Origin of the sequence: Streptomyces sp. NPDC046915 (assembly GCF_040644935.1) — a bacterium.
Taxonomy (GTDB): domain Bacteria; phylum Actinomycetota; class Actinomycetes; order Streptomycetales; family Streptomycetaceae; genus Streptomyces.
Map to the genome: position 1 here is coordinate 154,089 of NZ_JBEYXB010000010.1, position 17,892 is coordinate 171,980.

General features: G+C 70.7%; 17 protein-coding genes. All 17 read right to left on the bottom strand.

Features of this window, described 5'->3' with window-relative positions:
* Positions 1-71: 71 nt before the first annotated feature.
* On the bottom strand, positions 72-1,367 hold the full coding sequence (gene fxlM, locus ABZ915_RS26090) for a methyltransferase, FxLD system (protein WP_361807779.1): 1,296 nt from the start codon (positions 1,365-1,367) through the stop codon (positions 72-74).
* A 111-nt stretch (positions 1,368-1,478) separates the two neighbouring features.
* Positions 1,479-3,419, bottom strand: coding sequence for an ABC transporter ATP-binding protein (locus ABZ915_RS26095; protein ID WP_361807782.1), 1,941 nt, complete (start codon positions 3,417-3,419; stop codon positions 1,479-1,481).
* 235 nt (positions 3,420-3,654) lie between these two features.
* The gene (locus tag ABZ915_RS26100) at positions 3,655-4,755 is read right to left on the bottom strand and encodes a hypothetical protein (RefSeq protein ID WP_361807785.1); all 1,101 of its coding nucleotides are present in this window, start codon (positions 4,753-4,755) and stop codon (positions 3,655-3,657) included.
* 16 nt (positions 4,756-4,771) lie between these two features.
* The gene (fxlM, locus tag ABZ915_RS26105; protein ID WP_361807788.1) at positions 4,772-6,817 is read right to left on the bottom strand and encodes a methyltransferase, FxLD system; all 2,046 of its coding nucleotides are present in this window, start codon (positions 6,815-6,817) and stop codon (positions 4,772-4,774) included.
* A 36-nt stretch (positions 6,818-6,853) separates the two neighbouring features.
* On the bottom strand, positions 6,854-7,924 hold the full coding sequence (locus tag ABZ915_RS26110) for a lanthionine synthetase C family protein (protein WP_361807791.1): 1,071 nt from the start codon (positions 7,922-7,924) through the stop codon (positions 6,854-6,856).
* Positions 7,921-9,960 carry a lantibiotic dehydratase family protein gene (locus tag ABZ915_RS26115; RefSeq protein ID WP_361807794.1) on the bottom strand — a complete coding sequence of 680 codons (2,040 nt, stop codon included), beginning with the start codon at positions 9,958-9,960 and terminating at the stop codon, positions 7,921-7,923. Before ABZ915_RS26115 ends, ABZ915_RS26110 begins: the two co-directional genes overlap by 4 nt.
* A gap of 92 nt (positions 9,961-10,052) precedes the next feature.
* Entirely contained in the window at positions 10,053-10,238 is a 186-nt protein-coding gene (locus ABZ915_RS26120) for an FxLD family lanthipeptide (protein WP_361807797.1), read from the bottom strand.
* A gap of 132 nt (positions 10,239-10,370) precedes the next feature.
* Positions 10,371-10,838, bottom strand: coding sequence for a DUF6082 family protein (locus ABZ915_RS26125; RefSeq protein ID WP_361807800.1), 468 nt, complete (start codon positions 10,836-10,838; stop codon positions 10,371-10,373).
* Positions 10,839-10,910: 72 nt separating this feature from the next.
* The gene (locus ABZ915_RS26130) at positions 10,911-11,486 is read right to left on the bottom strand and encodes a DUF6624 domain-containing protein (RefSeq protein ID WP_361807803.1); all 576 of its coding nucleotides are present in this window, start codon (positions 11,484-11,486) and stop codon (positions 10,911-10,913) included.
* Positions 11,483-12,055, bottom strand: a complete 573-nt coding sequence (locus tag ABZ915_RS26135) for a hypothetical protein (protein WP_361808311.1) — start codon at positions 12,053-12,055, stop codon at positions 11,483-11,485. Before ABZ915_RS26135 ends, ABZ915_RS26130 begins: the two co-directional genes overlap by 4 nt.
* A 74-nt stretch (positions 12,056-12,129) precedes the next feature.
* Positions 12,130-12,609 carry a LuxR C-terminal-related transcriptional regulator gene (locus ABZ915_RS26140; RefSeq protein WP_361807806.1) on the bottom strand — a complete coding sequence of 160 codons (480 nt, stop codon included), beginning with the start codon at positions 12,607-12,609 and terminating at the stop codon, positions 12,130-12,132.
* A gap of 161 nt (positions 12,610-12,770) precedes the next feature.
* Positions 12,771-14,003, bottom strand: a complete 1,233-nt coding sequence (locus tag ABZ915_RS26145; protein ID WP_361807809.1) for an acyl-CoA dehydrogenase — start codon at positions 14,001-14,003, stop codon at positions 12,771-12,773.
* Positions 14,004-14,087: 84 nt separating this feature from the next.
* Positions 14,088-14,729 (bottom strand): GAF domain-containing protein, encoded by a 642-nt coding sequence (locus ABZ915_RS26150; protein WP_361807812.1) that lies wholly within the window; start codon positions 14,727-14,729, stop codon positions 14,088-14,090.
* On the bottom strand, positions 14,729-15,361 hold the full coding sequence (locus tag ABZ915_RS26155; RefSeq protein ID WP_361807815.1) for an ATP/GTP-binding protein: 633 nt from the start codon (positions 15,359-15,361) through the stop codon (positions 14,729-14,731). The genes ABZ915_RS26150 and ABZ915_RS26155 overlap by 1 nt, the downstream gene beginning before the upstream one ends.
* Before the next feature lie 7 nt (positions 15,362-15,368).
* Positions 15,369-15,776, bottom strand: a complete 408-nt coding sequence (locus ABZ915_RS26160; protein WP_361807818.1) for a DUF742 domain-containing protein — start codon at positions 15,774-15,776, stop codon at positions 15,369-15,371.
* Positions 15,773-16,288: a roadblock/LC7 domain-containing protein gene (locus ABZ915_RS26165; RefSeq protein ID WP_361807821.1), complete on the bottom strand. Its 516-nt coding sequence runs from the start codon at positions 16,286-16,288 to the stop codon at positions 15,773-15,775. Before ABZ915_RS26165 ends, ABZ915_RS26160 begins: the two co-directional genes overlap by 4 nt.
* Before the next feature lie 70 nt (positions 16,289-16,358).
* Positions 16,359-17,873, bottom strand: a complete 1,515-nt coding sequence (locus ABZ915_RS26170) for an ATP-binding protein (protein WP_361807824.1) — start codon at positions 17,871-17,873, stop codon at positions 16,359-16,361.
* Positions 17,874-17,892: the final 19 nt, after the last annotated feature.

The window sequence follows — 17,892 nt, forward strand, 5'->3', positions numbered from 1 at the left end:
TGCCTTTCGCGACGGTGGACGGGCGAGCGCGCAGCAAGGAGGAGCAAGCGGTGGCCAGGAGGCACCGCCGTTCATCCGGCGTCGCAGCTCCCAGGGCTGGTGGGGCCGGCAGCGCTGCCGGGCACGATCGGCCAGTCCACGGTGATGCGGGTGTGCTTCTTGGCGAACACGTGCGGTTCGTGGTCCGTGCCTGCCGGGGCGGGGTCAGCTGCAGGGCGGGCGGTGATGAGGGGGCAGCGGGCGCCACGGTGGTTGAGCTGCCAGTGCTGGACCTGCTCGGCCATCTCCTGCGCGGAACCGTGTCCTTGGTCGCCGTAGCCGTGGACGACGAATTCGTACCGGCCCTTGCCGTCGTCCCCCTCGCCGATGCGCTCGGTGGCCAGCCGGGCGAGGGAGCCCCCGCGCACGATCGCGGCGGCGGGCCAGTGCCTCGGCGGCGGGTTGAGGACCTTGTTGTCGCCCTCGGAGTCGGCCTCCAGGCGGCAGAAGCCAGGCAGGGCACCGGCGAGGTAGAGGGTGAGGGCGTCGAAGGGTTCCTGTCCGCCGACAGTGACGTTGGTGCGGGTGACGGTCGGCTCGCGGGTGAGGGCGGGGGCGAGTTGGTCGACGGGCAGCGGGGTGCCGTCTTCCCAAGACAGGTGGACGCCGGTGCCGGGGACGGTGCGGCGGTTCGTGTTCCAGGCGCCGTCGCCCTGCATGGCGACAAAGCCGCAGATGATGAGCGGCTCGTCGCTGTGCAGGGCCCCCTCCTTCCTGGTGAATCCGATGGCCCAGTGGTAGCCGTGCAGACGCAGCGGTGCGACGAGACGGCCTCCCTCGGCCAGGGCGTCGATCCAGGGCAGGTCCCAGGTGTCGACGGTGACCAGGATGGTGTCGAAGCCGCCGTCCGGAACCACACCGGCGGGCAGGTGCTCGGCGTCCGCGGTGACCACGCTCACGTGGTCGTATCCGGCCTGGGGCAGGAAGCGAAGGGCCCTGTCAGTGACGGCGGGGTCGATGTCGAGAGTGGTGATGTGACCGGTCGGACCGACGAGTTGGGCGAGTAGGGCGGCGTTGCAGCCACCGGAGCCGATCTCCAGAACGCGGTGGCCGGCCTGGATGCGGGCGGCTTCGAGCATCTCGGCCTGCAGCCAGGGCGCGGAAATGGAGCTGGTGACCCGGCCGTCGTCGCTGTGTCGAGTCGGGACGATGTCGTTGGCGTACGCAGCGGGGAGGGGGATCTCGGGGGCAAAGGCGTGCCTGGGCACGGTGCGGAAGGCGCGCTCGACTGCGGCGGAGCGGATATGGCTGCCGGCGCGGAGCTGCTCAACGAGCTGGTGGCGAAGCTCGCTCGCGTCGCTGACTTCAGTAGCTGGCGAAGTCGTCACGGCATTCCTTCCGGGTTGATCGGGCGGTTGGAACGTGGTGCGAAGGGAGCATCAGGAGCGGGCCGGTGTCTCTGCTCCGGCAGACCGGTGGTTCTGGCGCGGGCCCGTTGATCACGGGGTGTCCCCGCTCATCCGGCGCTGCAGCTCCCACAGGGTCCGGAACAGCCCTGGCTGCTGGGTGAGCTGGGCGTAGGTGCCCTCCTGGACGATCCGCCCTTCGTTCAACACCACGATCCGGTCGGCGACGGCGACGTTGGTGAGGCGGTGCGTGATCAGCAGGATGGCGCGGTCCTTGGCCAGTTCGCGCAGACCGGCGAAGATCCGGTGCTCGGCCCGGGCGTCGAGGGCGGCCGTGGGCTCGTCCATCACCAGTAGCGCCGCCTGCCGGTGGAACGCGCGGGTGAGGACCAGACGCTGCCACTGCCCGCCCGAGAGCTGCTGCCCGCCGAACCACTCGCTGGTCAGGAGGGTGTTCAGGCCGGAGCGGAGGCCCGGCAGCATCTCCGCGGCGCCGGACGCCTCGCAGGCGGCTAGCAGGGCCGCGTCGCTGGTGTCGCCCTGGCCGAAGGTGATGTTGTCGCGCATCGTCAGCGGCAGGTAGGTGAATTTCTGCGGGACCAGCGCGACGTGCTTCCACGACCCCCACGGGTCCAGGTCCGCGGTGGATGCGTGGTCCCAGGCCACGTCGCCTTCGGTGGGCAGCAGCAGCCCGCACAGCAGGCGGGAGAGGGTCGTCTTGCCGGAGCCGTTCTCCCCGACCAACGCCACGATCTCGCCGCGTCGCACGTGGAGGGAGACGCAGCTCAGGCTGTCCTTCGGGGCGCCGTCGTAGCGGTAGGTGACGTCGCGGACCTCGAAGCGCTCCGGGGCCGCGGGTACGGGAGCGGTGCCGCGGGAGTCGGTCATGGCCTGGCCGTGGGCGTTGTCGAGGAAGTTCTGCCAGTCCTGCACGTACCAGCCGGTGCGCACCAGGCGGGCCCCGCCGTTGATGATGCCGCGCACCGAGCCGGTGGCGGTCTGGAGAGCGAAGACGGCTCCGCCGCCAGCCGCCAGGCTCATGCGCCCGGAGGCCAGGAGCCACAGCAGCGCCGCCCACACCGCGGTCGAGGCGATTCCGCCAGCCACGGCTCCGGCCAGTCCCATCCAGGCACCGGTGTTTGCGGCCTTGCGTTCGGCCGCGTTGACCGAGGCGGCCAGCTTCCGATAGCGGCCGATCAGGAAGGGACCGGCCAGGCAGGCGCGCATCTCCTCGCTGGATTCCATGTAGGCCATGTGCCAGCGCAGTTTGCCCAGCATCCGGCGCCGCCCAGAGGTCTCCAGAGCGGCGAGGTAGAGCACGCGTGCGGAGCGGATGTAGGCGGCGGCTTGCGGCAGGCACGCGAGGAAGAGAAGGGGAAGGAGCAGCGGGTGTAGGACGGTCAGGACGGTGGCGCCGGCCGTGAGCGTGGCGGTCGCCGCGAGGACGTCCTGCGCTTCTTCGACGAGGTCGGGGGTGACCTGGGCGCCGCGGTCGGCGATGTCGTAGGCGTCGTTGTAGCCAGGCTTGTTGTTGGCGGCCAATTCCGCGCCCAGCGCGGCCTCGATCATCGTCAGCTCCGCGGCCCGGCCGAGCACCGGGCGTAGACGGCCGGTCAGCCAGACGACGGCGATGCCCAACAGTGCGCGCAGACCGGTGGCGGCGGCGATCACAGCCAGCTGCGGGGCGGCGTCCCACAGCCGCTCGGTGATGTCGCCCGAGGAGATCAGCGCGGTGATCGTGCCCGTGACGGCCAGGAGGCCCAGGGCCGCGAGGACGCCGGTCCCGATCTGGCACACCAGCAGGCCGATGGTCGCGCCGCGGTCTACGCGCCAGGCCATCTGCACCGAGCGCCGCACGAGGGAGGGAAGGCGCCGCGCCATGGTGCGGGAAGTCAGCAGAGAGCCAGCCTGGAGCCGTGACTCGTCGCGGTAGAGGTACTCCTCCTCTCGAACACTGGCCTCCTGCGCTTCTTGGTCCGGCGCGGTCCCCTTGGGCGGTTGCGGCGGCTGGTCCTGCGTAATGGCCGAGGTCATCGTTCCCCCTAGGACGGTCGCTGCGGCAGAGTCGTGAGGTCTAACGACGCGGCTGCGATATCGAACACACGTCATTCGGTCGTGCTCAGGAGCCCGCAATTTCCTGCGTCAGCGGACCCCGCGGGCGCGGGATCCCTGCTCTGGCCTGGAACGGCTGTGGGCAGGTAATGGCCGAAACGCCGACACCGCCAAACAGCGTGGGCAGTACGGCGGGGCATCCCGGGGCGTCCCGCTTCTAGCGGGGATCTGGTTCGGCCTGCAGCAGCCTTTCCAGCTCTGTCTCGGCGCGGCCGACCGCGCTCGCCAAAGCCTCATGGTGTTGGGCGGACAGGAAGCCGGATCCCAGTCCGGCCGCGACGATCACCGCGTGGAGCGCGTCTGTCGCCCCGCCGTCCAAGGCGGACGCGGCGACGGGGTGGTGCAGTGCGTCTCGTGCGGCGTAGGCGTCGAGTCGGGCGACGCTGACGAGGGAGTCGAGTACGCGGTCGGAATGGCGTCCCGTGCCGTCCAGTTCCAGGGCTGACAGGCCCGTCCGGGTCTGGAAGGCGGCGGTCGGCGGATCGGGGTGGGCAAGGAGCTGGACGGCTTCATCCATGGTGCGGTCGAGGTCGGGTTCGGGGACGGGGGCGTGTGCGGGCTGGCAGTGGGCGTGCAGGAGGAGGGCGATGGCTCTCTCCCAAGGCTCTGCGGGCTGGGTGGTGTCGATCAGGTCGCGGGCTTGCTGGTCCAGGCCCTGCTCCATCAGCGCCATGATCTTGATCTGGCGGCCGTCGAGGAGCCGGTTGCCGATGCCGCGGTGCTGGGCCATGGCGTCGGCGGCCTCGCTCCACCGCCCGATGCGGGCGAGTGCGCGGGCGCCGTCGACGAGCAGCGTGACGTACAGCTCCTGGCACACCGTGCGGTGGTCCTCGTCCGTGCCGGTCAGAGCAGAGAGGTCGACGGTGCGGCCGTCGATGTCGGTCTTGTTCCGATGTCGGGCAGCGTCGTTGAGGCAGTACAACAAGCCGTAAGCGAGTTCGCCGTGGCCGGCGCGAGTCTGCAGGCGGGAGAGGTTGACGAGCGGCATCAGCGACATGACGGCGACCCGTCCGCTGAGGCGTCCGGCGTTGGCGAAGACCTGGTGCTGGCGCCAGCACAGATCCTCGGCTAGATCGGGCAGGCCGACGTCGGAGGCGATGAGCGCGGCGTAGTTGAGGACCCCGCAGGCGCGGGCCACCAGGTCGTGGTGGCTCGCACCTGCGGGCGCGACGGTCAGCCCGGTGAGGTGGTTGATGCGCTCCTCCAACGGGAGCGCGGGCGCCTTGGTGCGGCGGACCAGGGGAATGCGGCTGGCCATCGCGGGGATCATCGGCTCAGCCCTTGCGCGCCCAGTCGACGACCAGTCGGCTGTAGGGCTTGTCGACGACGAAGCGCGGGTCGTCCGCCGTCAGCCGGTCACGCGAGTCGGCGACGGCCATCCGGAAGCCCGGTTCGGGGGCGTTGTTGCCGCCGGTCGCGTCCCAGGCGCGGATCTCGCTCACGACGCGCTCGGCGATGTCGGCGCGACCCTCGCCGTGGCCGATCACACCGACCTCCCAGTACCGGCCCTGCTTGTCCTCGCCCTCCCGGATGGTCAGGTACGCCAGCGACCCGCCGTCGAGGGCGGCCATGGAACCCCATCCGAAGTGTGGGGTGAACCCGGGGCGCTGCCCCGGCAGCCGGGACAGGCCGTTGGGCAGCACGCAGGCCAGGTACAGGTACAGCCACTCCCACGCCGAGCCCTGCCGGAACTTCACTCCGGTGTAGATCTTGGTCTGCTGCTCGTCGAGGACGGAGCGCAGGGCCTCGCGGTCGACGTCCTGCTCGCTGAACGTCTCCAGGCGCACGTTGCCCTCCCCGGCCATCGGCACGAGGGTGTACACGTCGTCGCAGACGCCCTTGCGCAGCGGGATGAAGGTGGCCATCTCGCAGGAGACGGTCTTCCACGTGTCGCCGTCGCGTTCGAAGGCGAAGGAGCGGGAGATGCTGCCGCGGATGCGCATCGGCAGGACCAGGCGCCCGCCGGGGGCGAGCTGGTCAAGGATCTTCACGGGGACGTCGCCGGCGCCGACGGTGAAGATGATCCGGTCGTAGGGGGCGTGCTCGGGCAGCCCGGCCGCGCCGTCAGCCATCACCGCGGTGGCGTTGTCGACACCGGCTTTGGCGAGGTGCTTGCTCGCGCCGGCGACGAGGTCCTGGTCGACGTCGAGGGTCCACACCTGCCCGCCGGGCGAGACGATCTTGCCGAGGAGGGCGGCGTTGTAGCCGGTGGCGGCTCCGGCTTCCAGGACCTTGTGACCGGGCTGGGCGCCGAGCTGTTCGAGCTGGGTGGCGACGATGGACGGCGCGGAGATGCAGGAGATCATCTCCCCGTGTTCGTCGTGCTTGATCGGGACCGCGTCCTCCTTGTACGCGCTCTCCAGGTCGACGCCGGGCAGGAAGGCGTGCCGGTCGGTGCTGCGGAAGGCGTCGATGGCCGCCTGGCTGCTCAGGTGGCCGCTGTCGACGAGCCGCTGGGCGAGGGCTTCGCGCAGCTGCTTGGGGTCGGTTACGGGTGTCACGGTGGTCTCCATCCGAGGGAGGCTAGGGTCCGCGGAGGCGGACTTGCGGGTAGACACGTCAGCTCCTTCTCCGGTGGAGAAGGCGACGTGACGGCCGAGCCACGCGGTGGCGGCCTGCACGCCAGCAGGCACGCCCGCGCGGTTGAACGCGAAGATCGCGTGATGGGCGATGACGCCCCGAAGCCCGCGTATCAGTCGGCCGTCGGCGGCGAGTCGGCGCAGGCGTCGGCCAGCGTCCTCGAACGTGGCGACGCGCTCGACCCAGCCCGCCTCCGGCCCCGGGCGCAGGGCGGCGTCCGCGTTCATCAGCCGCCGCATCGCGGATACGGCTTGCTCCAGCGCGGGCCCCTGGGGCGGGGTGACAGGGGGCCGCAGGGCGGCCCACCGCGCGTACACGTCTCCGGCTTCGAACGGGTCCAGCCCGGCCTCGCGGATCATGGCGGACAGCAACATCACGCTGCGCTCGCGGGCGCCGGCGGTGCCGGTCTCGGCGAGCGCGGCCGGGCTGTCGGCGCAGAACACGTCGTGCGCGACCTCCATACCTTCAGGGCCGCCGAAGGCATGGGTCTCCGGCTCGTAGATCCCGCCTGTCCAGCCGGTGATCACGCGGTCGGCGACGAGCTGGTCCAGCAGGTCGGGGAGGGGCTGTTCGGTGCGCAGGCGCACGCCGGCGTCCTTGCGTAAGAAGTGGAAGCGGCGCCCGGCCAGCGTGGTCGCCAGGGCCTGGGCGGCGTCCGAGTGCGGGTCGGGGAAGGCCACGGAGGCGTGCCACCAGGACGTGTCCGGGGGGATCGGCAGGTTCTCGTCGTCGAAGGCCATGGGCAGAAAACTCCTTGCGAGGTGGCGGGGAGAGGATCAGGTGAGCAGAAGGGCGCGGGTCCAGCCGGTGGTGTCGGTGGTGTGCAGGGCGAGTTGGGCTCCGGCGCGACCTTCCATGAATCCGGGTTTAGGCAGGTGCTCCCAATCGGCGGCCAGCCGTCGGTGCAGGTCCTGGATGATCGGGGTGAAGCGTGCGGGTGTGGGGCTGTCGGCGGCGACCGCGCGGGTGAGCATCAGCAGCCCGGCCCAGCCGTGGCAGAGGGTCGAGTCGGTGATGCAGGCGAGTCGCGCCGGGTCGGTCAGGATGGTCTCGACGGTGTCCTCGGCCGCTTGGCGCCGGGCGGTGTCGCTGAGGGCGAGCGCGGCGAGTTGCTGTGCGCGGGCGATGCCGGGCTGGCCGTAGCACCAGGATTGGCGGGCCGGTTCCGCCTCGGGTGGCTGCTCGGCGTCCAGGTGTGCTGCGGTGGACCAGTAGTGGGTGCCGTGACGGTCCAGCCAGGTCGCGAACGTGCCGACGGCTTCCTCCTGACCGGGGACGCTGACTCCGGCGCGCAGGGCGAGGGAGAGCACGGCCAGGGGCCCCGCGATGCCGTGGGCCATGCCGTTGTTGCCGTGCCCGCCGACCATCTCCTTCCCGTCCGGGCCGACCGGCGACCACCACCCGGGCAGCATCCGGCCGTCACCGCGGGCGGGGTGTGCGAGCGTGACGAGGCAGGCGAGCACGTCGGGCAGCCGGGGCGCGCACGGGCGGCGGGACAGCAGCAGTGCAGCGAGTCCGGTCAGTCCGCGGATGAGGTCCCATTCGGCGAGGTGGGGCAGCGCGCCGGCCGCCTTGCGGCGGTGGGCGGCGGCGAGCCGGGCGTCCACGACGCGGTCGACGGCCGCGCGGACGTCGTCGCCGGCCCCACGGGTGCGGGCCAGGACGAACTCCAGGGCGGGTGCGCCGTGGAAGAGGCTGGCGTTGCCGCCGGTGCTCACCCCCCGGGCGGTGGCCTGGGCGAGGTGGCGGCGGGCGGTTGACAGGTCCTGGCGCTCGATGTCGAGCAGGGCCATCCCCAGGGCGCCCTCGGACAGGTCCTGCGTACGGGGCACGGTCGTCGTGGTCATGAGCGCCTGGCCAGGGGGACGACGATGCTGTGGGCCCGGCCGCCGATCCACCCGTCGGCATCCGGCGGGGGCGCGTCGTGCAGGGTGGCGATGCCCAAGGGGCTGGCGTCCAGGTGCGCGCGCAGGAGGTCCAGGTCGACGTCGCGGCTGAGGTCGAGGGGCAGCTGCTGGTCGTCCTCAGCGAGCAGGACCCGCTCCGGCACGCGGAACCGGGCACGCCAGGCGTGGAGTTGGTCGGCCCACTGCTGGAGGGGGGTGGTGGGGGCAGGCAGTGTGCGGCTGCGGATCTTCCACCGGGCGGCGGTGAGGATGGTGCGCCGGTAGGTGAGGGTCGGGGTGAAGGGCAGGGTCCAGGCGGCACCCCAGTCGAACCAGGTCACCTGCGGGGACGTGGCCCGGCTGATCTCGCCGAGGAAGCGGGCCATCGGCGGGGTGTAGTTGTTCCACAGGAAGTTGATGGCGGTGGGGGCCAGCAGCTCCAGCGGCTTACCCGTCGCGGACTCCACCAGCTGGGGGCGGCCGTCGGCGACGGTGACCGCCAGGTCGCGGGGGAAGAGGACGTGTGGTTCGGGGCGACGGAATTCGCCGACGCTGACGACGCGGGGCAGGGCCTGGGGCGCGCGGGTGAGCAGGTCGGCCGGCACCCGTCCGGCGTGGAAGGAGAGCTGCGCGAGTTCCGCCTCCGGATCGACGGTGGGCAGGTTCGCGTAAGCCGCCTCGGTGCCGGGGAACAGGTGCCAGAACCGGCCGGTCATCGACCCGGCCGAGCGGGAGACGGTCAGGACGCGCAGCCGGAAGGCGCCCCGTTCCAGGGCAGGGATGGAGGTGGCGTGGACCTGTGCGGCCAGTTCGAGGTGGGGCGCCAGGCCGTGGGGCTTGTCGCCGGCCGCTGCTTCCAGTTCCTCGATCATGGCCCCTGTCATCGCAACGGTGCGGCTGCCTTCGGCGGCAGCGGTGCCAGCCAGCTCTAACAGCAGGCGGTCCCGCCGGGACATCGGCCGAGGCGGTTCGCTCGCCGTGACGAACCCGGCCGGGAAGCCCACGCCCCGGTCCGGGTCCGTCACCGCTTCCACTGGCACCACGGTGTTCTCGCCGTAGCGCTCGGAGAACTGCTCGATCCACCTCCGCCAGGTCGGTGTACCGGTCGGATGCGTGACCAGGCGGGCCAAGACGGTCGCGGCGGTCTCCACTTCGGTCAGCACCTGCTCGGGCAGCCGCACGTCAGCGTCCAGCCGCAGGTCGCACGCGGTCCGCAGGCCGGCTGCCTGAGCGCGCGCCGCGGGCGGCAAGACGTCGGTGGGGTCGGCGACGGTGGCGGGCGCGCGCAGCGAGGAGCGCAACAACCGCACCCGCAGCAGTTCACCGAGCAGCTGGTCGCGCGCGGTGCCGCTCGCGGCGGGGAACTCCGCGGCCAGCTTGTCGGACAACTGGCGGTACCGGATCGGCGATCGGGCCATGTCGAGTACGAGACGCAGCGCGGGGCTGAGCACAAGGCGGAACTCGGCGTCGCCCTCGGAGGGCACGTGGATGTGATGGTCGCGCTGACAGAGCAGGGTGTTGACGCAGACCTCGGCGTCGGCCATGCGCGCAGCGTCGCTCTCCCACCCGCTGAGCATCTCCTCGAGCCCGACCGGCTCGGGGCGGGCCACGGCCTGGTGCTCGTCGCCGATGCGAACGGATGCGGTCTGGTCGAAGCCGAGCGGGGCGACGCCGGCGAACAGGCCGTAAGGGGTGGAGCGGCGTGCGTAGCGGATCGCGTAGCGGGCGGTGGACAGCGCCGCCCTGCGCATCCGGCGCACCTTCGGTGTGCGGCCGTCGATGATGGCCTGCACCTGGTCCGCCAGATGAGGGCTCGCCTGCGACGCCGTTCGCCGAAAGCCGGTGTCGGACCACACCGTGCTCAGCCACGCGCGCCACTCTTCCACAGTCGCCATGGCCTCTGGCCAGGGCGGCATGGCGGGCTCGGTCGTGTGCACCGCGGCGCGCAGCATGGCCTGCCCCGAGCCCTCGTACAGCCTGGGCCGTTGCCGTGTCATCAGCGCTCTCCTCATCTTCTGCGTGGCGGGCGGGCGGGGGCGGGCCAGACGGGGAAAGCCCCGTCCGGCCCGCGCTGCCGGGGTGGCCCGGCTTACGAGGTGGTGCAGGCGCTGGGGCAGGAGCTGCCGCAGGTGTCGCCCGTGCTGCACATCAGGACCGTCTCGGTCGCCTGCGTGCCCTCGATGAAGGTGATGTCGAGCCCGAACGGGTCGTCGTCGGTCTTCACGAGCTCCGCCTGCGCGGGAGCGGTCGGCCTCTCGGCCTGGATGGTGGTCATGCATGCCTCCTAGGAGTGATGGATGGTGCGGAATGCCGAGGCCCGGTCGGGCCCCGGGGTCTGCTGCCAGACGGCGATGGCCGGCGAAGTCGCCTGAGCAGTCGCGCGTCTAGGGGTCGGTGTGTGGTGCAGTCAGGCTGCTGCGGGCTGCGCCTTCGGGTGGTTCTTCGCGGCCTGGTCCAGCACCCGGGTGAAGTGCTCGGCCCGCTCGTCGCCCTCGGCCTCCTGGGCTCGGAGCTCCCCGAAGCGGTGCCAGTAGCGCCGGCAGACGTCATTGCCCATGACCAACGAGGCGAAGAACGGCAGGTGCCCGTCGCGGATGAAGCCGAGGCGGTCGCGCAGGCCGAGCGTGCAGATGAGCTGGTTGGCCTTCATCAGCTGCATGTACTCCTCGACGCTCATGTCCTCGGGCGCCCAGAGCTTGGCGAGGTCGGCGTTGGTGGACATCTGGGCCAGCCAGTCGAGCTGGTTGCGGGCGACGACCGCCTCGTTCCGCTCGGCCTGATGTCGCGCGTCCTGCCTGAGCCGGGCGGCTCCGACCACGGCGGTGGTGAGCGAGACAGCGGCGCCAGCAGCGAGGACGGCGGTGGTGAGCTTCATGTGGCAACGTTCCTTTGTAGAGCGGGTTTGCTGACGAGCGTCTGGCTGATGGAGAGCCTGGGTTCCGCTTCTTCATGCGGCCTCCGCGAGCACGCCGGTCAGGGCGTCTTCCGCTCTGTGGCCCGAGGCGTAGCGGTGATGCACCGCTTTCAAGGCGACGGCGACGGGAGGCAGCCCGACGCTGGCCCTTCGCTCGTCCAGCGATTCCGGCGCGTGCAACGGACAAAGTTCGATACCGCTGGCGTGCAGGAGGAGTTGCGTTCCGTACTTCTGCTCGCGCCCTATGTTGATCAGGGCTCGGTCGTACAGGTGCGCCCAGTGCTGGATGAGCGCATCGCCGGCTTGTACCGCCCGCTCCAGCAGGATGGTGGAAGCGCGCTGAAAGTCGGGTTCGTCGTCGCTGTGAAGAGCGATGCTCCAAGCGGCACGGGCCGCGTCGGGACCGACGAGGCGGTGGCCGGGCCAGTCGTGCTCGGCCAAGATGCGGCGCAGCACCTTGGTGTTGGCGTGGTCGGCGTGACGGCCTTGGCCGAGTTGGACGGCATCGAGCTGGTTGCGTACTCGTTTGGCCCGGTGCTCGGCTGACTCGGCTGCGCGGGCGATCAGCTCGCGGGCGAGGTCGGGCCGCTGGGGTTTGGTGGTCGTCACATGCTGCCCCGATCATCCGGGGCTGCCTGCGGCTCGTGGACGCTGCAGCCGATCAGCGCGTTCAGGCCGAACCGGCGCTCGGCGGCGAGTTCGAGGCGGGCGACTCGGTCACCCTCTCGACCTGTGCTGGAACCCCGTACATACCAGCCCATGTCGGTGAGCCGACGCAGAAGGGCGGCGGCGGGTTCCGCTTCGAGGGTGTGGCGGCCCAGGGCCTCAGTCCGTACGAGCGGGAGGTCGAGCCGGGCGGCAAAATCGGATGCCCACAGGGTGATCAGCCGGGTGATGTCGTCGGGCTGGTCCGGCAGGGTGTGGACGCAGCCGAGGAAGAGGCACGGGCTCTCCCCCCATCCAAGGTCGGGGTCGCGCTCGGGGATCATGCAGGCCAGCAGCTTCCCGTCCTCGAACAGGCCGGCCGGCCTCGTCTGCGGGTCGCGGAAGATGGCCGGGATGTCGGCTTGGGCGGGCACCGGGAGACTGCGCATGGTGAGCCAGCGCTGACGGTCCTGAACCAGGGCGGCAGCTTCCTCGCGCTCGGCGACCGTGTGTAGCGTCCGCACCTGGTATATGGCGGCCAGGGGCGCCGGGGCGAACGATGCCGCAGCCGGTCGCTCCTCGCGGGCCAGTGGGGTCGGGGGCCTGCTCACTGGTTCGCTCCGGCCCGTGTCGCGTGGGTCTGCTCGGCCGTCAGCAGCTTCCAGCCGTGGGCCAGAATCACCAGCTGCGTGGTGTCCTGTGCGCCCGTGTCGGCGGGCAGCTCATCGTGCGCGGCGCGCAGGTCGGCCGGGGCGATCTTGGCCGCGATGGCGATGTCGCGGGCGTCGCTGTGTTCAGCGACGGCTCGGAGCAGCAGCAGCTGCTCCGCTCTGAGCTCCGGCCTTGGCCTGTCCGCTACCCGAGATGCAACCTGCTGGACAGCGAACAGGCGGTGCGCGATCACCGGGGGCTTGCAGCGGGGTGGGCAGTGGAGGTTCTCCCGGATGTCGCGGACATACTGGCGCACGGTTACAGGCGACAGTTCTGTCTCCGTGGCGATCTCTTGGGGGGTGAGGCCGTTCGCGAGATGCTGGGCGACGCGCTGCAGGCTCGGTGTCAGGGGGGTGGTCGGTGCGCTGGTCGTCACGGGCGGGGTCACGGTCTCTCTTTCTCGGCTGGGATGGACGGTCACCGGATGGGGTGCCGCCGGTCCCCGCGGGGGACGGGGGCCGACGGCACGGGCCCGTGCGCGGCGGTTTGGATTAACGGGGCGCCGCGCACGGGGGTTTATGCGGCCATCGGGTCGGGTCATGCCCAGGCGGCTTCGGCGGCGAGGCGTTCGGACCACTGGATGTGGCCTTCGTCGAAGGCGGCGTCGGCCAGGCGTATGCGCTGGACTTCTCCGGTTCCGGCCGGTGGGTAGGTGTGCTGGATGTCGCGCCACAGGCGTTGGAGGACGTAGGCGCAGTCGAGGGCGTGGGCGCCGTGCAGTTCCATGGCGTCCTGGGTGGACTGGACGGCCCACTGGTGGCCGAGGTACTTGGCATTGATCAGGTCGGCGTCGCAGGGGAGGCCCTGGTCCAGAAGGTGCACGGACTGGTAGGCGAGTATCCGACCGGCGCGCAGGCGGGCCTCCATGCCACCGATGCGGTCCCGCAGTACGGGCAAGTCGGACAGGGTGCTTCGGTAGCGAGGGCGGGTCTTGAGACGAGCAGCGGTGGTGCCCACGACCGCTTCGTGGATGCCGAGGCTGATGGCGGCCAGGTTGGGGCGGCCGTACAGGATGCTGCTGCTTTGGGCCACGCTCAGCCCTTGGCCGATCTCTCCAACCACATGGTCTTCGGGAACACGGACGTGGTCGAGGTCGAGTCGGCCGGCGGAGAAGCCGTGCAGGCCGAGGCCAGGGCGGTGGTCGGAGACGGAAAGCCCGGGGCGGTCGGCTTCGACCATGAACGCGGTCAGTGCCTGGGAGGTGCTCACGCCTGCCTCGGCGGTTCGGGCAACGACGAGGTGGGCGCCCGCGAGGTGGCTGTTGCCGATATGGATCTTGCTGCCGCTGACCACCCACTCGCTGCCGGCGCGCTCAGCGGTGGCTTCGATGCCGCCGATATGTCCGCCAGCCCGCGGTTCGGTCACAGCGATCGACAACAGCAATGAGCCGTCCGCGACTCGGGGAAGCCAGCGGCCTTTCTGCTCGTAGGTGGCGAAGTGCAGCAGAGCGCCGACGGGGATCAATGTGGCCTGCAGGATGGCCGCAGCAGCCGCCGAGACGCAGGCGATGCGGTGGACCAGGATGGTCTTGGCCACGTGTCCGGCACTCAGCCCGCCGAAGGCGGACGGGACGGTGACGGCGAACCAGCCTTGTGCGGCCATCAGGTCGGCGACCTTTCGTTCAACCCTGCCCGGAGCGGCCTCCATACGCGCGATGCGCGGCGCGACATGCTCGGCCGCGAAGGCGTCCGCCTCGTCCCACAGCAGTTCGTGGCGGGCGGTGAGGTAGGGACGCAGCGCCGGCGGCGGTGTGGTGGGCGTGGCGGACATGGTCTCCCTCTCCCTGGGTGAAGGTCGCAACGTGGAGCGGCCGGGGATCGCCTACGGCTCCCGGGTGGGGGGGCGTGGAACGGCCTAGCGGACTGGGGCGCGAACGATGTGATCCATCACCTGCGCGCCGGCGTTGATGACGATGTCCCTGAGCCGTCGGGCCTCGCTGAGGGGCCGCTTTTCGGGGTCGATGACGCAGACCGTGCCCAGCACGGTGCCGCTGTCGTGGATGAGCGGGGCGCCGAAGTAGGAGCGGATCCCGACCGCATCGACCACGTGGTTGCCGCTGAAGCGGGGACTGGCGTGCACGTCGTGCAATGGGAGGGCCTTCTTGCGGGCCATGACCTCCGGGCACCAGCCGTGGTCGCGGCTCATGGTGCGGCCGACGATGACGTACCCGCTGTCCGCCGGCGGCTGGTGCAGCCCGACGAAGGTCTGCTCCTCCAGGAAGAGATTGACGAACCCGTATAGGAATCCGGCCCGTGTGGCCATGTCGCGGGCCAGCTCGTCGAAGTCCTCGCTGGCCACGGCGGAGACGCCCAGGCGGTCGAGCAGCTCGTACCGCTGCGTCAGTTCCGGTGCCTGCTGGGACTGAGGGCCGGTGATGGCGGCGGCGGGCGGGGTGATCGGCCCGCGGGCGGCGGCCCCGCTGTCGCGTCGCGGTAAGGACAGGGCGGCTGGGGTGGTCGGCGGTGCGAGGTAGGGGGCGCTGGGGTGCTGTGACATCAGGCGTCCTGGAGGGTGGTAGGGGGTGTGTGGTGAAGGTGGCTCGGGGATGCGTTCTTCACGGCGTGGTCGACGAGGTTCAGCAGGACGCCGGCGACATGGTTCGGGTCGCGGGCGTCGCAGGTGACCACCGGTACTGAGCCGGGCAGTTCGAGGGCAGTGCGGACCTGCTCGGGCTGGTAACGGTGCGCTCCGTCGAACTGGTTGATGGCGACGACGAAGGGCAGGGCGATGTCTTCGAAGAAGCTGACGGGGGTGAAGCTGCTTTCCAGACGGCGGGTATCGACCAGGACGACTGCGCCGACGGCTCCCCGGGACAGGTCGTACCAGAGGTCGACGAATCGGGCCTGGCCGGGCGTGCCGAACAGGAACAGTTCCAGGGGCACGGGCGCGGCGGGCAGGCTGAGGCGGCCGAAGTCGAAGGCGACCGTAGTGGTCTGCTTCGCCTCGATGCCCGCCAGGCTGTCCACGTCCGCGCTCGCCTCGGTCAGATACTCCTCAGTGCTCAGCGGCGTGATCTCGCTGACGGCACCCACAGCGGTGGTCTTTCCCGCGCCGAAGCCCCCAGCGATCACGATCTTCAACACGGTCGGTGCACCCGTGTGCCGTGGCGGCGTAGTCCGCAGCACCATGGCCGGGTCATCCGGCCTGGGGGTAGGCGATGGCATCAGGCCACTTCCTCTTCAAGCCCGCTGAAAGGGCTGCCAGCAGTTGGGTAGACGGACCGGATTCCGCGCCCGTATCGGCGTAGGGGTGGGTGAGGGGGACGACCAGGGCGTTGGCTTCCAGGAGGTCCGAGACGAGGATCTTCACGGCGGTGACGGGCCGGCCAAGTCGCCCCGCCAGTTCGACCACCGATCGTCGGCGCTCCCGGCACAGGGCGAGGATCTCCTCGCATTCCTCGGCCTGGGCCGGGCCGGGCCTTCCCGGTCCTGGGTCCAGCATGGTTTCCAGATCTAGCAGGTGCCGCGGCCTGGTCCGCCCGCGCGTCAGGGCGTAGGTCCGCACGAACATCGATTCCTCGGTCGCGCGGCCGTGTGTGCTCACCGGACCTCTCCGCCCGTGCCGACGCGGATGGGGATCAGCATGTAGGGGGCGAACTTCTGGATGAGGCGCCCCATCTCGAATCCGACGGTGCCCGCATCGGCGTCCGTGGTGGCGATGACGGCGAGGATCGTGTCCACCTCACCGCGTTCGTTGCCGGGGTGGTTGTCGAAGGCCGTGCTACGCCCGGCGCTCTGAACGAAGAACAGGCAGTCGTCGCGCTCGATGATGACCTGCCGGACCGGCCTCTTCTTGTGGCTGGGGCCGGTGATGTTCGCCGCGAGGGAGGCAACTCCGCTGAGCGCGGCAGACAGTTCGTCCGCCCAGTCCTTGTCGACGTCGCTGTCCAGCAGTCGTAGTCCGTCGCGCGACAGCAGGACGGCGTGCGTGACGCCCGGGATGTCGGAGGCGAACTGACGCAGCAGCCAGGCCATGTTGTCCCGCTGTCCGCTTGCAGTCGCCTCGGTTACGGGTGCGTCGCCGGTCACGTTGTCCATCGCGGGGTGGGTGCTCATAGGGATCTCTCCAGAAGGGGGAAGGGCCAATGGATGTAACGGGCCACCGGGAACGTCGAGGGACGGGGGTTCAGGGCGCGGGCTGCTCTGCCGAAGCGGTGGAAGCACCAGCTCTCCCGCCGGCCTGGATGCCGTTGCGGAAGGCGGCTGCGAGCCCTGGCGTCGCCCCGGTCACGGGTGCTTGCTCCCGCTCGCGCAGTGGACGGAACGAGCCGACCTGACGTCTACGTGTGGGAAGAGCGGGAGCATCAGCAGAGTGACCTGCCTCTACTGCTCCTGGTGCCCGCACAATGCCGGGATGTGTGACCTGGCCCGCCCTCGGGACGGCTGGAGTCGCGGCGACCTGCTGCGGCGGAGCGGATGGGTGGGCTTCCTGGAGTCGCGCGGTCGCATCGTCGACGGAGGGAATCGCTACGAGGAGCCGTGCCGGGATGACGACGAGGGCGGTGGTGCCTCCTGTCACGTTCTCCTGCAGGAGAACGGACAGCCCGTGCGACTGGGCGATCTTCGCGGCGACCAGCAAGCCGAGCTGGCCAGCCCGGACTTGGCCGCTGACGTCGACTTCGTCGGGGTCTTTGAGCAGGTGGTTCATCTGCGCCCGCGTCTGCGGATGCATGGGGATAGCCCGGTCCTCGACTTCGACCGCCAGCCCGTTCGCCACGCGCTGCGCCCGCACCATCACCTTCGTCGCGGGGTTGGAGCACTCGCAGGCGTTCTCGATCAGCTCGGCCAGCAGGTGCGTCAGGTCCGGGCCTACGTGGCCCGGAAGACCTATCTCGGCGCCCACGGACCCGGCGGCGACGGACACACGCGGATACTGTACGACCTCGGAGACGGCGCCGCGCAGCGCCGTCGCGACAGGAACGGGCCGGCGCACGCTGCGCAGAGACTGGCCGCCCAACACCGCCGTGCTCTCGACCTGGCGACGCATCCGCGTCACGAGGTGATCGATCTCGAAGATCTTGGCCAGCAGCTCCGGGTCGTCGGTCAGCATCTCTAGCTCGCTCAGCGCCTGAAGCGCCTTGCCGACCAGGGCATGCTCGCGCATGGCCAGACGGCGCAGCACTTCCAGGAGGACGACGGACTGGGACGCGTCATGCACCCGTATCAGCGACGCGATGGCCTGCACCTGGAGGGCACTCAACGCCGCGTTGATCTCGGCGTTCTGACTGGCTGACTGCGGGGCCTGCAGGTCCGGCAGCGGCGGGCGGCCCCCGCGGCAAAGCTCATCCGCCGACCACTGCACCGACTTCTCGACGGCCGCCACTGCCCCCGCAACTGCTGCCAGTGCCGCTGCCCGGTTCTCCTCCGCGGTCGCCTGCACGGCCCCTGCTGCCGAGCGTGCTCCGCGAGCCGCCGCCGTGGCGACCCCGGCCAGTCCGCAGATCAGACTGACCAGGAGCCATCCGGGGCCTACGGGGGACACCTTCCAGAGGGGTAGGGCGGCACCCAGCAGCGCAGCTAGCAGCACCAGGGGCAGTGCCACGGCGCGGCGGACACGGTGCAGAGTGAACGCGTCGGTCGGAGGCCGCCGTCTACGGTGGCCGGTAGCGGCCGGCCGTGCCGGGAAGGCGCTGTCAGGCATGGGAATCCTCGTCAGATGG

What these genes read in the sequence shown, in the direction of transcription:
- ABZ915_RS26110 (WP_361807791.1), bottom strand. Translation starts at nt 7,924, where the DNA reads ATGACCACGACGACCGTGCCCCGTACGCAGGACCTGTCCGAGGGCGCC.
- ABZ915_RS26115 (WP_361807794.1), bottom strand. Translation starts at nt 9,960, where the DNA reads ATGACACGGCAACGGCCCAGGCTGTACGAGGGCTCGGGGCAGGCCATG.
- ABZ915_RS26170 (WP_361807824.1), bottom strand. Translation starts at nt 17,873, where the DNA reads ATGCCTGACAGCGCCTTCCCGGCACGGCCGGCCGCTACCGGCCACCGT.
- ABZ915_RS26120 (WP_361807797.1), bottom strand. Translation starts at nt 10,238, where the DNA reads ATGACCACCATCCAGGCCGAGAGGCCGACCGCTCCCGCGCAGGCGGAG.
- ABZ915_RS26155 (WP_361807815.1), bottom strand. Translation starts at nt 15,361, where the DNA reads ATGGTGCTGCGGACTACGCCGCCACGGCACACGGGTGCACCGACCGTG.
- ABZ915_RS26125 (WP_361807800.1), bottom strand. Translation starts at nt 10,838, where the DNA reads ATGAAGCTCACCACCGCCGTCCTCGCTGCTGGCGCCGCTGTCTCGCTC.
- ABZ915_RS26145 (WP_361807809.1), bottom strand. Translation starts at nt 14,003, where the DNA reads ATGTCCGCCACGCCCACCACACCGCCGCCGGCGCTGCGTCCCTACCTC.
- ABZ915_RS26100 (WP_361807785.1), bottom strand. Translation starts at nt 4,755, where the DNA reads ATGGCCAGCCGCATTCCCCTGGTCCGCCGCACCAAGGCGCCCGCGCTC.
- ABZ915_RS26150 (WP_361807812.1), bottom strand. Translation starts at nt 14,729, where the DNA reads ATGTCACAGCACCCCAGCGCCCCCTACCTCGCACCGCCGACCACCCCA.
- ABZ915_RS26165 (WP_361807821.1), bottom strand. Translation starts at nt 16,288, where the DNA reads ATGAGCACCCACCCCGCGATGGACAACGTGACCGGCGACGCACCCGTA.
- fxlM (WP_361807788.1), bottom strand. Translation starts at nt 6,817, where the DNA reads ATGGCCTTCGACGACGAGAACCTGCCGATCCCCCCGGACACGTCCTGG.
- ABZ915_RS26095 (WP_361807782.1), bottom strand. Translation starts at nt 3,419, where the DNA reads ATGACCTCGGCCATTACGCAGGACCAGCCGCCGCAACCGCCCAAGGGG.